Annotated in this window: 8 protein-coding genes, 2 tRNA genes, 1 rRNA gene and 4 other annotated features (1 of these 15 cut by a window edge); of the genes, 8 read left to right on the forward strand and 3 right to left on the reverse strand. The window is 38.2% G+C overall.

The window, feature by feature from the left end:
* Positions 1–78: 78 nt before the first annotated feature.
* The 8 genes from dnaA (at position 79) to BKP45_RS04375 (ending at position 11,361) form a co-directional block, all read left to right on the forward strand.
* On the forward strand, positions 79–1,431 hold the full coding sequence (gene dnaA / locus BKP45_RS04340; RefSeq protein ID WP_071388500.1) for a chromosomal replication initiator protein DnaA: 1,353 nt from the start codon (positions 79–81) through the stop codon (positions 1,429–1,431).
* Between the two features lie 244 nt (positions 1,432–1,675).
* On the forward strand, positions 1,676–2,818 hold the full coding sequence (gene dnaN, locus BKP45_RS04345; protein WP_071388501.1) for a DNA polymerase III subunit beta: 1,143 nt from the start codon (positions 1,676–1,678) through the stop codon (positions 2,816–2,818).
* Positions 2,819–3,087: 269 nt separating this feature from the next.
* The gene (gene yaaA, locus BKP45_RS04350) at positions 3,088–3,306 is read left to right on the forward strand and encodes a S4 domain-containing protein YaaA (RefSeq protein WP_071388502.1); all 219 of its coding nucleotides are present in this window, start codon (positions 3,088–3,090) and stop codon (positions 3,304–3,306) included.
* 15 nt (positions 3,307–3,321) lie between these two features.
* Complete coding sequence (gene recF, locus BKP45_RS04355) at positions 3,322–4,437, forward strand: DNA replication/repair protein RecF (RefSeq protein WP_071388503.1); 1,116 nt, start codon at positions 3,322–3,324, stop codon at positions 4,435–4,437.
* A 9-nt stretch (positions 4,438–4,446) separates the two neighbouring features.
* The gene (gene remB / locus BKP45_RS04360; protein ID WP_071388504.1) at positions 4,447–4,704 is read left to right on the forward strand and encodes an extracellular matrix regulator RemB; all 258 of its coding nucleotides are present in this window, start codon (positions 4,447–4,449) and stop codon (positions 4,702–4,704) included.
* Positions 4,705–4,809: 105 nt separating this feature from the next.
* Positions 4,810–6,723 carry a DNA topoisomerase (ATP-hydrolyzing) subunit B gene (gene gyrB, locus BKP45_RS04365; protein ID WP_071389046.1) on the forward strand — a complete coding sequence of 638 codons (1,914 nt, stop codon included), beginning with the start codon at positions 4,810–4,812 and terminating at the stop codon, positions 6,721–6,723.
* Positions 6,724–7,202: 479 nt separating this feature from the next.
* Positions 7,203–9,698: a DNA gyrase subunit A gene (gene gyrA, locus BKP45_RS04370; protein ID WP_071388505.1), complete on the forward strand. Its 2,496-nt coding sequence runs from the start codon at positions 7,203–7,205 to the stop codon at positions 9,696–9,698.
* 580 nt (positions 9,699–10,278) lie between these two features.
* The gene (locus BKP45_RS04375; RefSeq protein ID WP_071388506.1) at positions 10,279–11,361 is read left to right on the forward strand and encodes an HD-GYP domain-containing protein; all 1,083 of its coding nucleotides are present in this window, start codon (positions 10,279–10,281) and stop codon (positions 11,359–11,361) included.
* 392 nt (positions 11,362–11,753) lie between these two features.
* Positions 11,754–12,172: a sequence feature (16S ribosomal RNA rRNA prediction is too short), on the forward strand.
* A gap of 399 nt (positions 12,173–12,571) precedes the next feature.
* Positions 12,572–13,157: a sequence feature (23S ribosomal RNA rRNA prediction is too short), on the reverse strand.
* 7 nt (positions 13,158–13,164) lie between these two features.
* Positions 13,165–13,972 (reverse strand) — a sequence feature (23S ribosomal RNA rRNA prediction is too short).
* Between the two features lie 334 nt (positions 13,973–14,306).
* On the opposite strand, the gene BKP45_RS04380 is transcribed toward BKP45_RS04375, so the two are convergent.
* From BKP45_RS04380 to BKP45_RS04390, 3 genes are all read right to left on the reverse strand, one after another.
* Positions 14,307–14,382, reverse strand: a tRNA-Ala gene (locus tag BKP45_RS04380).
* Between the two features lie 16 nt (positions 14,383–14,398).
* Positions 14,399–14,475 (reverse strand) — tRNA-Ile (locus BKP45_RS04385).
* Positions 14,476–14,641: 166 nt separating this feature from the next.
* Positions 14,642–14,899, reverse strand: a sequence feature (16S ribosomal RNA rRNA prediction is too short).
* A 28-nt stretch (positions 14,900–14,927) separates the two neighbouring features.
* Positions 14,928–15,021 (reverse strand): 23S ribosomal RNA (locus BKP45_RS04390); it runs 2,438 nt beyond the window's last position.

The raw sequence follows: 15,021 nt of genomic DNA on the forward strand, positions 1-15,021 counted from the left end.
TTGTACGTTTGTTATACAAGCCGAGTTTACTTGATTTGAAATTTGTTTTAATAATTTTTTAGGTAAGGAGGGAGCCTGTTGCAAAATATTAACGACTTATGGAAGAAAGCTTTAGAAGCTATGGAAGAAAAAGTGAGTAAACCTAGCTTCGATACTTGGTTAAAAGCAACCAAAGCCGAAATGATTCATAACGATACAATAACAATCACCGCTCCTAATGAATTTGCCAGAGACTGGTTAGAAAACCGTTATATTAATTTTATATCTGAAACGTTACATGATATTACTGGAGCTGAATTAAAAGTTAAAATTGTTATACCTCAAAATATTGAAAATGATGATGATGAAATAGTTGAAAGTATAGCAAAAGTTCCAGATAGTATCATGTCCAATAATGAAGAAATACCAAAAAATATGTTAAATCCGAAGTATACTTTTAATACTTTCGTTATTGGTGCGGGAAATCGTTTTGCCCACGCAGCATCTTTAGCTGTTGCTGAAGCCCCGGCTAAAGCTTACAATCCTCTTTTTATTTACGGTGGAGTTGGTTTAGGAAAAACACATCTTATGCATGCAATTGGGCATTATGTAATTGAGCACAACCCAAATGCTAAGGTTGTCTATTTATCTTCAGAAAAATTTACAAATGAGTTTATTAATTCAATACGTGATAACCGTGCAGTCAATTTTCGAAATAAATACCGAAATGTCGACGTTCTTTTGATAGATGATATTCAATTCCTTGCCGGAAAAGAACAAACACAAGAAGAATTTTTCCATACTTTTAATGCTTTACATGATGACAGTAAGCAAATTGTTATCTCTAGTGACCGACCACCAAAAGAAATTCCAACATTAGAAGATCGCTTACGGTCTCGGTTTGAATGGGGCTTAATTACAGATATTACACCACCAGATTTAGAAACTAGAATTGCTATTTTACGAAAAAAAGCAAAAGCAGAAAACCTAGATATTCCTAATGAAGTGATGCTATATATTGCAAATCAAATCGACACAAATATTAGAGAGTTAGAAGGAGCACTTATACGAGTCGTTGCTTATTCCTCCTTAATTAATCAAGATATGAATGCCGATTTAGCTGCTGTAGCACTAAAAGACATCGTCCCTAATTCAAAACCAAAAGTAATAACAATTAGTGATATCCAGCGTGTAGTTGGTGAGCATTATAATATTAAGTTAGATGATTTCAAAGCGAAAAAAAGAACGAAAAATGTTGCATTCCCAAGGCAGATCGCTATGTATTTATCTCGAGAGATGACAGAATTCTCACTACCTAAGATCGGAAGTGAATTTGGTGGACGAGATCATACAACCGTAATCCATGCACATGAGAAAATCTCAAAGATGTTGGGCACTGATCATGAATTACAAAAACAACTTGAAGAAATTAAGGAACAATTAAAAATTTAGAACAAAAAGCTTCAGGGGATATTGTTGATAACTAGCTTACGGTTTTGCACAAGTTATCAACATGTGTAAAACATCTAAATTTCGACAAAAATCAAGGTTATCCACAAATTCACAGGCCCTATTACTATTACTACTATTTTTTATTAATAAAAATAATATATATGTCTATAAAAAAATGACTTCGTTTTAATCTAAGAAAAGAAAACTGCACACATTAAAAGGGTGACATTCAGGAGGGTATATAATGCATTTCGTCATTAACCGAGATTATTTTGTTCATAGTGTTCAGCATGTTTCAAAAGCAATCTCGTCAAGAACAACAATTCCGATCTTAACAGGGATAAAAATTGTTGCAGATCATGAAGGGGTAACATTAACAGGAAGTGATTCGGATATATCAATTGAATGTTTTATACCCATTGAAGAGGAAGAAAAACAATTAGTTGAAATTATTCAAGAGGGAAGCATTGTTCTTCAAGCAAAAGTATTCACTGAAATTGTAAAAAAACTGCCAAATGATAAAATTGAATTAGTCGTACAGGATCAATTTTCCACTACTTTACGATCTGGCTCATCGGTTTTTAATTTAAATGGACTTGATCCAGAAGAGTACCCTCGCTTACCACAGATTGAAGAGGAAAATACTTTTCAAATACAAAATGACTTATTAAAAAATCTAATTAGACAAACTGTCTTTGCGGTGTCGACTGCAGAAACTCGACCGATCTTGACAGGTGTAAACTGGCAAGTTGAAGATGATCAATTAATCTGTACTGCAACAGATAGCCATCGCTTAGCTATGAGAAAGACGATAATTGAACCCGCTTCAAATGAATTAAACTTTCAAAATGTAGTTATACCGGGTAAAAGTTTGAACGAGCTAAGTAAGATCATTGAAGATAATAACGACCTCTTAACGATTATTGTTACGGAAAACCAAATTTTGTTTAAATTTAAAAATTTGTTGTTTTTCTCAAGATTGTTAGATGGAAATTACCCAGCTACCAAGAATATGATTCCTCAACAGTCTAAAACTGAGATCATTTTAGAGACGAAAGGTTTTCAACAAGCGATCGAAAGAGCCCTTCTATTATCAAGAGATGGGAAGAATAATGTTGTGAATTTTAAAACGTTAGAAGATGAGCAGATTGAAATTACTTCCGTAACCCCTGAAATTGGAAGGGTTACTGAAAAGGTAAATACTAAACAATTAAGCGGCGAGGAACTAAGAATATCATTTAATGGAAAAAATATTATTGATGCGTTAAAGATTGTGGATAGTAGTGAAATTAAAATATCTTTTACCGGAGCAATGAGTCCGTTTTTAGTAAAACCAGTTGATAATGAAAATTCCTTACATCTATTTTCACCAGTACGAACTTATTAGAAAAAGTGCTACCCATTGTTCATCATCAACAGGGTAGCATTTTTTACGATGGTCTTTTTTACACTAGTTTGAATTGTGTTCACGCGGTGAGTTTAGTACAATATAAGTTAGGGGATAAATTTTTAAATTGATAAGAGTTAAGTTTTTCGACTATAAACTCATTACTTTTCCAATTTGATTTTTATTATAATTTTCGTTATTTCCAAAGATACTAAATTTAAGAAAAAGTATTAGTGTTTTTCCTATAAAATGGAAAGAGGGTGGTTTATTTGGAAACAAACGTTTATATATCGTCAGAATTTATCACATTAGGACAAATGTTAAAAGAAACAGGTATTATTGATACTGGTGGCATGGCTAAGTGGTTTTTAAGTGAGCATGAAGTATTTTTAAATAACGAGCTTGAAAACAGAAGAGGGAAAAAACTTTACAATGATGACATCATTACGATTCCAACTCACGGTACTTTTCGAATTGTTTCATCCTAAAGCGAGGGAAATTCTTTGCATATAAATGAATTAACGTTAACTAATTACCGGAATTATCAAAAAGAGCAAATTAATTTTGAAAATAATGTAAATGTCATACTAGGTGAAAATGCTCAAGGTAAAACAAATATTATGGAATCGATTTATGTTCTTGGTTTAGCGAAATCGCACCGCACTTCACGAGATAAAGAACTTATCTATTGGGACTCAGAATATGCTAAAATAGAAGGTAGAATAGTCAAACGTACTGGCCCTTTATCGTTAGAAGTTATTATTTCCAATAAAGGGAAAAAAGTAAAATTAAATAGTTTAGAACAACGAAAGTTAAGTGAATATATTGGTTCACTTAATATTGTTATGTTTGCACCTGAGGATTTAAATCTCGTAAAAGGAAGTCCTCAGGTGCGGCGTCGTTTTATAGATATGGAAATAGGACAAATAAACCCTGTATATTTATATAATTTAGGATTATATCTGAAAATACTTCAACAAAGAAATCATTTGTTAAAAGAATTGCAAAGAAAAAAATCAGATAATGGATTACTAGATATTTTAACTGAGCAACTAATTCAAAGTGCGTCTAAAGTTGTTAAAAAGCGCTTTGAATTTCTTGGCATGCTAGAAAAGTGGGCAAAACCTATTCACCAAGATATAAGCAGAAATTTAGAAAACCTAGTTATTCAATATAAACCGTCAATAAAGGTATCAGAAACGGCAGAATTGTCGAAAATAGAAGAGGTATTAGAAGAACAATTTGCCAAGGTGAAAGATAAAGAAATTGAACGAGGGATTTCGTTAATCGGACCACATCGAGACGATATTGCCTTTTTTGTTAATGATAGAGATGTTCAAACGTACGGATCGCAAGGACAACAGCGTACAACGGCTCTTTCTGTAAAAATGGCAGAATTAGAATTAATCTATGAAAAAATTGATGAATATCCAATTTTGTTACTAGACGATGTACTTTCAGAATTAGACGATTATCGTCAATCGCACTTATTGAACACTATTCAAGGTAAGGTACAAACCTTTGTTACAACAACTAGTGTGGATGGGATTGACCATCAAACATTAAAAGAAGCTTCGACATATATAGTACAAAAAGGAAACATCGAAAAGATGAAATGAGGTGGTTAGGTGTTTATTCATTTAGGTGGAGAAACTGTTATTCGCTCTAAGGATGTTATTGCAATTTTAGATCGTCAAGTTAAAGAAACATCGGAAACTACTGAAGAATTTTTAAGTAATTGTATTGAGGCTGAGCAAGTGGAAGAAATACTAAAGGATATGACTAAGTCTATTGTAATTACAACCGATAAAATCTATCTTTCCCCTATTTCGTCTACGACCTTAAAACGAAGAGCGCTTTTTGTTTCAGATATTGAAGAAGTTTAAAAATGTAGAATGTAAAAGAATTAGAGTTCTAGGGAGGTTTTTCTCTCAATTAATTTATTTGTTTTAGTCTACATTCAAATTTAGAAGTGGGTGAAGAAATTGACAATTGAACAACAATCGCAAAGCTATGATGAAAGTCAAATTCAAGTATTAGAAGGATTAGAAGCGGTACGAAAGCGTCCGGGAATGTACATTGGATCTACGAGTAGTCGTGGCCTTCATCATTTAGTCTGGGAAATTGTAGACAATAGTATAGACGAAGCTTTGGCTGGTCATTGTGATACAATCTCAGTCACGATTGAAGAAGATAACAGTATTTCTGTTGTCGATAATGGGCGAGGAATTCCGGTTGGTATTCATGAAAAAATGGGCCGTCCTGCAGTTGAAGTTATTATGACCGTTCTACACGCAGGTGGGAAATTCGGCGGTGGTGGTTATAAAGTATCTGGTGGACTTCATGGTGTAGGTGCATCGGTTGTAAATGCATTGTCTAGTATTTTAGAAGTAGAAGTTCACAGGGAAGGGAACGTATATTACCAGAAGTACCACCGAGGTGTTCCGAATGCTGACCTTGCTCAAGTCGGGAATACAGAAAAGCGTGGAACGAAAATACATTTTCTCCCGGATCCTGAAATTTTTACAGAAACAACTGTATATGAATTTGATATATTAGCCACTCGTTTAAGAGAATTAGCCTTTTTAAATCGTGGCTTGAAAATCATTATTGAAGATAAAAGGGAAGGTGGTAAACAAAAACAATACCACTATGAAGGTGGGATTGCTTCGTTTGTTGAGCATTTGAATAGAACTCGTGAAGTTTTACACGAACCACCGATTTTTATCGAAGCTGAAAAAGATGGGATCGCTGTTGAAATCGCTATTCAATATAACGATAGCTATACAAGTAATATATACTCTTTTGCTAACAACATTAATACACATGAGGGTGGAACTCATGAATCAGGGTTTAAAACAGGGTTAACCCGTGTCATTAATGATTACGCAAGAAAACATAATTTATTTAAGGATAATGATGCGAATTTAACTGGAGATGATGTCCGTGAAGGTTTAACGGCAATTATTTCTGTGAAAATATCAGAACCGCAATTCGAAGGTCAAACAAAAACAAAGTTAGGAAATAGTGAAGCTAGAACTATTACAGACTCTGTTTTTAGTGAATGTTTTGCTAAGTTTTTAGCTGAAAATCCTTCAGTAGCTAAGAAAATAGTTGAAAAAGGTACGATGGCAGCTAGAGCTAGAGAAGCAGCGAAGAAAGCTAGAGAGTTAACGAGAAGAAAAAGTGCTTTAGAAGTAAGTTCCCTACCAGGTAAGCTAGCAGATTGTTCATCAAAGGATGCGACAATTAGTGAAATTTATATCGTTGAGGGTGACTCAGCCGGTGGTTCTGCCAAGCAGGGGCGTGATCGTCATTTCCAAGCGATATTACCATTACGTGGGAAAATTATAAATGTTGAAAAAGCGCGTTTGGATAAAATCTTATCAAATAATGAAATTCGAGCGATTATTACAGCACTAGGTACCGGTATTGGTGAAGATTTTGATATAACAAAAGCTCGCTATCATAAAGTTATAATTATGACAGATGCCGATGTTGACGGAGCACATATTCGAACGCTTCTTCTCACATTCTTTTATCGCTATATGAAACCGTTAATTGAATCTGGCTATATATATATAGCCCAACCACCATTATATAAGATCCAACAAGGAAAACGTATTGAGTATGCCTATAATGAAAAAGAATTAAATATTATTATGGGTGAACTATCAGAAACACCAAAACCTGGTGTGCAACGGTACAAAGGTTTGGGAGAAATGAATCCAACTCAGTTATGGGAAACGACAATGGATCCTAGTGTAAGAACAGTCCTTCAAGTTACGCTTGAAGATGCAATAAAAGCAGATGAAACGTTTGAAACGCTTATGGGGGATAAGGTTGAACCTCGTCGTGATTTCATTCAAGAAAATGCTATTTATGTAAAGAATTTGGATATCTAATACTAATTTAGAATGTAAGAGTTTTTGTTTGATTTTTTTCAAGGTAAGAAAGTATACAATTTCTAACTTAGAAACTGTCTAGCGCAAGCAGCCTACGAGCTCGGTCACTTCAGTCCTTTTCGGAAGCCGAAGAGCGACTTCTGCCAAAGGCCGCCCTAGTTGAAGCTACTACTTGGATTACTTCGAAGCGGCTTTGCTCCTGCGGTTACTCGTCGCACGGAAAACAATTGCTCCTGCGGTTACTCGTCGCACGGAAAACAATTGCTCTTGAGCAAACGGAGTGGCATAGGAGCAGCTGCTCGTGACCAAGGCGCTTGGGCTTTTCTAATGTATAAAATGGACAACTACTTTTATGTTTTCAAAGATTGTTTTATTCCATCCAATGAGACACTATCTTTGTTATTTATGATTATATTTTAACAACCACATAAATGTAATGTGGTACTTCGTTGGATAAAGGGAATTGGAGGTAAGACTCGATGTCAGATCAACCTAGAGTAAAAGAAATAAATATTAGTCAGGAAATGAAAACGTCGTTCATGGATTATGCAATGAGTGTAATCGTAAGTCGTGCTTTACCTGATGTAAGAGATGGTTTAAAACCAGTACACAGAAGGATTTTATATGCGATGAACGATTTAGGTATGACATCCGATAAAGCGTATAAAAAATCAGCTCGTATCGTTGGTGAAGTTATTGGTAAGTATCATCCGCACGGTGACTCTGCAGTTTATGAAACGATGGTTAGGATGGCACAAGACTTTAGTTACCGCTATATGTTGATTGATGGTCATGGTAACTTTGGATCGATTGATGGTGATGCAGCCGCTGCAATGCGTTACACAGAAGCGAGAATGTCAAAGATTTCAATGGAAATGATACGTGACATTAATAAAGACACGATTGATTATCAAGATAATTACGACGGCTCAGAACGTGAACCAATCGTACTACCCGCACGCTTCCCTAACCTTTTAGTTAATGGTGCATCAGGGATCGCAGTCGGAATGGCAACAAATATTCCGCCGCATCAGTTAGGTGAAGTCATTGATGGGGTGCTTGCAGTTAGTTATAATCCAGAAATAACATTACCAGAATTAATGGAAGTTATTCCTGGTCCGGATTTCCCAACTGGTGCCGAAATTGTTGGTATTTCTGGTATTCGACGTGCTTATCAAACTGGTAGGGGTTCAATCGTATTGAGAGCAAAGGCGTCTATTGAAGAGATGAGTGGCGGCAAGCAAAGAATTATTGTCTCTGAGATACCTTACCAAGTAAACAAAGCAAAACTTATTGAAAAAATTGCGGAGTTAGTTCGTGAAAAGAAAATTGACGGTATTACTGATTTACGTGACGAAAGTGACCGTAATGGTATGCGAATTGTTATTGAGTTACGTCGAGATGCCAATGCTAATGTTCTACTAAATAACTTGTATAAGCAAACTGCCATGCAGACAAGCTTCGGTATTAATTTACTAGCACTTGTAGACGGACAACCGAAAGTTTTAAACTTAAAAGAATGTTTAGAGCATTATTTAGAACATCAAAAGGTTGTTATTCGACGTCGTACAGCCTTTGAATTAAGGAAAGCGGAAGCAAGAGCTCATATTCTCGAAGGCTTACGGATTGCCCTTGATCATCTTGATGAAGTGATTGCGTTAATCCGTAGCTCTCAAACAACTGATATTGCAAGAGCTGGCTTAATGGAACAGTTTTCTTTAAGTTATGAGCAAGCGCAAGCGATTTTAGACATGCGTCTGCAACGTCTTACTGGTTTAGAGAGAGATAAAATTGAAAATGAATATGCAGAACTAGTTAAGAGGATTGCTGAATTAAAAGCAATTTTAGCGGATGAAGAAAAAGTACTAGAAATCATTCGTGAAGAACTGAATGAAATCAAAGATAGGTTTAATGACGAGAGAAAAACGATCATTTCTATTGATGAAGATAGTTTTGAAGATGAGGATTTAATTCCAAGATCAAATATCGTTATTACTCTTACTCACAATGGGTACATTAAGAGATTACCGATTACGACATACCGTAGTCAAAAGCGTGGTGGGCGTGGTATTCAGGGGATGGGAACAAATGATGATGATTTTGTAGAACACTTATTTACAACTAATACACACCACACGATATTATTTTTCACGAATAAAGGTAAAGTGTACCGACTAAAAGGTTATGAAATACCAGAGTTAGGTAGGACTGCTAAGGGTATTCCGATTATTAACTTATTACAAATTGAACAAGGTGAATACATTAGTACGGTTATACCAATTGAAGAATTTAACGAGAATTACTTATTCTTCATGACTAAACATGGTATAACAAAACGTACAGAGCTAGCTTCATTTGCTAACATACGTAAAGGTGGACTTTTTGCGATTAATCTGCGTGATGAAGATGAATTACATGGTGTTCGCTTAACTGATGGTAATAAGGAGATTATTATTGGTACTAAAAAAGGAATGTCAATACGTTTCCACGAAGAAGATGTTCGCTTAATGGGTAGAACTGCTGGTGGTGTTAAAGGGATTTCTTTACCGGAAGATGACCAAGTAGTAGGAATGGATATAATTGAAAAAGGGTATGACGTATTGACAGTTACCGAAAAAGGGTATGGAAAGAAAACACCAGAAGAAGATTACCGTATCCAGAACCGTGGTGGTAAAGGAATTAGAACTTGTAATATTACCGAAAAAAATGGTAATGTAGTTTCATTGCGTGTCGTATCTGATGATAATGATTTAATGATCATTACTGTAAGTGGGGTTATCATTCGTCTACATGTTGAAGATATTTCAAGAACAGGTAGAAATACGCAAGGTGTTCGGTTGATTCGAGTTGGCGAAGGTGAAGGTGTAGCAACCGTTGCTAAAGTTGACATCGATGAAGAATCTATGGAAACCGAAATGCTAGAAGAGGAAAATACAGAAGTAGAAAATACTGAGGTAGAAAATAGTGAAGATTAAGCTATAACCATAGACTTTAAAGACTTACCTACGCAAGTTGTGAGGTAAGTCTTTTTTTTACAAGGTAAAGTATAATAATTTCGGAGTTGGAGGATGTCTAGCACAAGTAGCCTACGAGCTCAGTCACTTCAGTCAAGAAACTAACTTCAATTACCTCTTGAAATTCTTCGTTGATTAGCTTCATGCAGCTTTGCTCCTACGGTTACTCGTCGCACAAAACACTGCTTCGAGGAAGCTTACTACGAAGCAGCTTTGCTCTTGAGCAAACGGAGTGGCACATGAGCAGCTGATCGTGAGGCGCTTTATTACAAGGTAAGAGAGTATAAAGTTTCCAACTTAGCAACTGTCTAGCTTCAGCGCCTACGAGCTCGGTCACTTCAGTCCTTTTCGGAAGCCAAAGAGCGGCTTCCGAAAAGGACTGAAGTGCCTATCGCTCGTGACCAAGGCGCTTGCGCTTTTCTTAATAACACTAACAGGTGGTATAAAAATTTTTTCTTAATAGAGTAGTAGTGAAACTATTTATTATTCGCTATAATATAAAAATATAGGAAAAATTTATCAGTTTCTGGAGGAAGTGTAAATGAAGGTCAAACCAAATCAGTTGGAGTTAGGTTGCATACTATCCAAAGATGTACTTACAATATCGGATGGAGTACTAATGCGTAAAAAAACAGTATTAACAGAGGAGTATATTCATGTTTTAAAGGCATTTTTAGTCGATGCGGTAGAAGTTGAAGCTACACTTGTTAACGGTCAACCTTTTACACCTAAAGAAGTTATCGAGCCTGAAATTGAAGAAACTAAGAAAAGTAGTAATAAATCATTTATCGATCTCTATTTAGAAGCTGTTCAAACCTATACTGATATGTTTAAGAGTTGGCAAGCTGGAAGTAAAGTCGATATTTTAGGTATTCGTCAGATTCTTCTACCTCTACTAGATAAATTAGGAGAACAACCGAACGAGTTAATATCATTACACCACTACGCAGCGAAAGAAGCCTATATTTTTCATCATGCAGTTACTCTAGGGTTACTTTCCGCGTATCTAGGGAAAAAATTAAATTATTCAAAGGCAGAGCAAATACAACTAGGTATTGCTGGTATGATGTCTGATAGTGGTATGGCTAAAATACCGTACCGTATATTAGAGAAGAAAGGTCCCTTGACTGCATTAGAATATGATGAAATAAAAAAACATCCATTGTATAGTTACCAGATGATTAAAGATGTACCTGGAATAACTGAAGCTGTCTTAGTTGGTATTCTTCAACATCATGAACGCGAAGATAGTACAGGTTATCCTATGAAACTCCCATCTACCAAACTTCATAAATTTAGTAGAATAATAGCTGTTATAGATATTTTCCATGCAATGACTTCAGAGAGGCCTTATAAAGCAAAACAATCACCATACCGAGTTATCGAATTAATTATTAAAGATAACTTCGGAAAGTATGACCTTAATGTTGTAAGGGTGTTATGTAATTTAATAGCAAATTTTATCATTGGAGATAAGGTAAGGTTAAATAACAATGATATAGCTGAAGTTATTTTTATTGAACCACATGCTCCAACTCGCCCTATGGTTAAAGTTGAAGACACAGGTGAAATTATTAAACTAGCGAACAGAAGTGATTTGTACCTCGAAGAAGTAATTGTATGATAAATAATTTCAATCCTAGATTATTATAAGTTTAAGTTCGAGCAAAAAAGTTATTGCATTACAACTTCTATTGTGATAAAGTATTCTTTATGTCCAACCGACAAATAAATAATTAAGTTTAAATTGAAAATTTAAATTTAATTATTGTTGACTAAGTTGATTGTAAGTGATATATTATTAAAGTCGCTTCTTGATAAGTTAACAAAAAACAAAAAAGTTGTTGACAAAATGTTTTGTTAGTGGTAAGATTAAGATCTTGTCTCAAGGCAAGGTTAAACAAGACGTTAGAAATTGTTCTTTGAAAACTGAACACACAGCCAAGCGAATTATAGAGATAGTAAATATCTCGTCAATGAATTTAAATTTTGAGCTTTATCAAACACTTTTATGGAGAGTTTGATCCTGGCTCAGGACGAACGCTGGCGGCGTGCCTAATACATGCAAGTCGAGCGAATGGATGGGAGCTTGCTCCCTGAAATTAGCGGCGGACGGGTGAGTAACACGTGGGCAACCTGCCCTGTAGACTGGGATAACTTCGGGAAACCGAAGCTAATACCGGATAATCTTTGGAACCTCATGGTTCTAAAGTAAAAGTTGGGTTTTACCTAACACTACAGGATGGGCCCGCGTCGCATTAGCTAGTTGGTAAGGTAACGGCTTACCAAGGCGACGATGCGTAGCCGACCTGAGAGGGTGATCGGCCACACTGGGACTGAGACACGGCCCAGACTCCTACGGGAGGCAGCAGTAGGGAATCTTCCGCAATAATTCGGTAATCCTGTGGGGACCCCTAGTCCAATCAGTGCTCTACCTCCAATACTCTTCCCTCGAGGCTAGCCCTAAAGCTATTTCGGGGAGAACCAGCTATCTCCGAGTTCGATTGGCATTTCACCCCTACCCACACCTCATCCCCGCACTTTTCAACGTGCGTGGGTTCGGGCCTCCATTCAGTGTTACCTGAACTTCACCCTGGACATGGGTAGATCACACGGTTTCGGGTCTACGACCACGTACTNNNNCGCCCTATTCAGACTCGCTTTCGCTGCGGCTCCGCCTCATCAGCTTAACCTTGCACGTAATCGTAACTCGCCGGTTCATTCTACAAAAGGCACGCCATCACCCGTTAATGGGCTCTGACTACTTGTAGGCACACGGTTTCAGGATCTCTTTCACTCCCCTCCCGGGGTGCTTTTCACCTTTCCCTCACGGTACTGGTTCACTATCGGTCACTAGGAAGTATTTAGCCTTGGGAGATGGTCCTCCCGGATTCCGACGGGGTTTCACGTGTCCCGCCGTACTCAGGATNCACTCTGGAGGAAACGAAGTTTCGATTACAGGGCTGTTACCTTGTTTCGCGGACCTTTCCAGATCGCTTCGTCTACTTCAAATTCGGTAATCCTGTGGGGACCCCTAGTCCAATCAGTGCTCTACCTCCAATACTCTTNCCTCGAGGCTAGCCCTAAAGCTATTTCGGGGAGAACCAGCTATCTCCGAGTTCGATTGGCATTTCACCCCTACCCACACCTCATCCCCGCACTTTTCAACGTGCGTGGGTTCGGGCCTCCATTCAGTGTTACCTGAACTTCACCCTGGACATGGGTAGATCACACGGTTTCGGGTCTACGACCACGTACTTACAAGCAATACGAAGTATTGCTACTTCGAAAGCATGTGCTTCGCCCTATTCAGACTCGCTTTCGCTGCGGCTCCGCCTCATCAGCTTAACCTTGCACGTAATCGTAACTCGCCGGTTCATTCTACAAAAGGCACGCCATCACCCGTNAATGGGCTCTGACTACTTGTAGGCACACGGTTTCAGGATCTCTTTCACTCCCCTCCCGGGGTGCTTTTCACCTTTCCCTCACGGTACTGGTTCACTATCGGTCACTAGGAAGTATTTAGCCTTGGGAGATGGTCCTCCCGGATTCCGACGGGGTTTCACGTGTCCCGCCGTACTCAGGATNCACTCTGGAGGAAACGAAGTTTCGATTACAGGGCTGTTACCTTGTTTCGCGGACCTTTCCAGATCGCTTCGTCTACTTCGTTTCTTTGTAACTCCGTATAGAGTGTCCTACAACCCCAAGGGGCAAGCCCCTTGGTTTGGGCTGTTACCGTTTCGCTCGCCGCTACTCAGGTAATCGAATATTTCTTTCTCTTCCTCTGGGTACTTAGATGTTTCAGTTCCCCAGGTCTGCCTTCTCATACCCTATGTATTCAGATATGGATACCACAGTTTCGATTACAGGGCTGTTACCTTGTTTCGCGGACCTTTCCAGATCGCTTCGTCTACTTCGTTTCTTTGTAACTCCGTATAGAGTGTCCTACAACCCCAAGGGGCAAGCCCCTTGGTTTGGGCTGTTACCGTTTCGCTCGCCGCTACTCAGGTAATCGAATATTTCTTTCTCTTCCTCTGGGTACTTAGATGTTTCAGTTCCCCAGGTCTGCCTTCTCATACCCTATGTATTCAGATATGGATACCANCCCATTACGGATGGTGGGTTCCCCCATTCGGAAATCCCCGGATCAAAGNTTACTTACANCTCCCCGAGGCATATCGCTGTTCGTCGCGTCCTTCGTCGGCTCCTAGTGCCAAGGCATTCACCGTGCGCCCTTTCTAACTTAACCTAATTTTTTTGTGATAAGCTTCGCATTTCTTCGTCAACTGCGCTCCCCAATCGTCCTCATGTACCCTTAAATGTACACTCCGGCGATTGTTTCGCTTGTTTCCTCGAACTACTCGCTTCTCTCAAAAAAATACCTGTTTTTTCAAAAGGATTTTTCGTCGAATTGAATTCTTGACTACTCAAGATTTACTCAAAGTCATGATGACTTCCGGTAAAACTTAAATGTATTGTTGTTATCTAGTTTTCAAAGAACAATTCCGCACTAAAAAATGCGACTCGATAAATATAACACCATTTAATCAATGATGTCAATAACTTTTTTGGTGGAGCCTAGCGGGATCGAACCGCTGACCTCCTGCGTGCAAGGCAGGCGCTCTCCCAGCTGAGCTAAGGCCCCTAAATTTAAAATTGTATGGTGGGCCTAAGTGGACTCGAACCACCGACCTCACGCTTATCAGGCGTGCGCTCTAACCAGCTGAGCTATAGGCCCACAAAAAAATCATATAAAAATAAGGATCACTGTCTCATCCTTAATAACATTTATATATCGTTTTTTCGAAGGATTATTCCTTCAAAACTGAAACACAGCTTCAAGCGGTACTTTTCACTAAAGAAAAGCATCGACTAGAGTATTACTCCATAGAAAGGAGGTGATCCAGCCGCACCTTCCGATACGGCTACCTTGTTACGACTTCACCCCAATCATCTGTCCCACCTTAGGCGGCTGGCTCCAAAAGGTTACCCCACCGACTTCGGGTGTTACAAACTCTCGTGGTGTGACGGGCGGTGTGTACAAGGCCCGGGAACGTATTCACCGCGGCATGCTGATCCGCGATTACTCTATCCTGTACAAACTGTACCAAAATCCAATATCAAGCTACAGTAAAGCTCCATGGGGTCTTTCCGTCCTGTCGCGGGTAACCTGCATCTTCACAGGTAATATAATTTCACCGGGTCTCTCGTTGAGACAGTATCCAAATCGTTACACCATTCGTGCGGGTCGGAACTTACCCGACAAGGAATTTCGCTACCTTAG

Source organism: Anaerobacillus alkalidiazotrophicus, assembly GCF_001866055.1.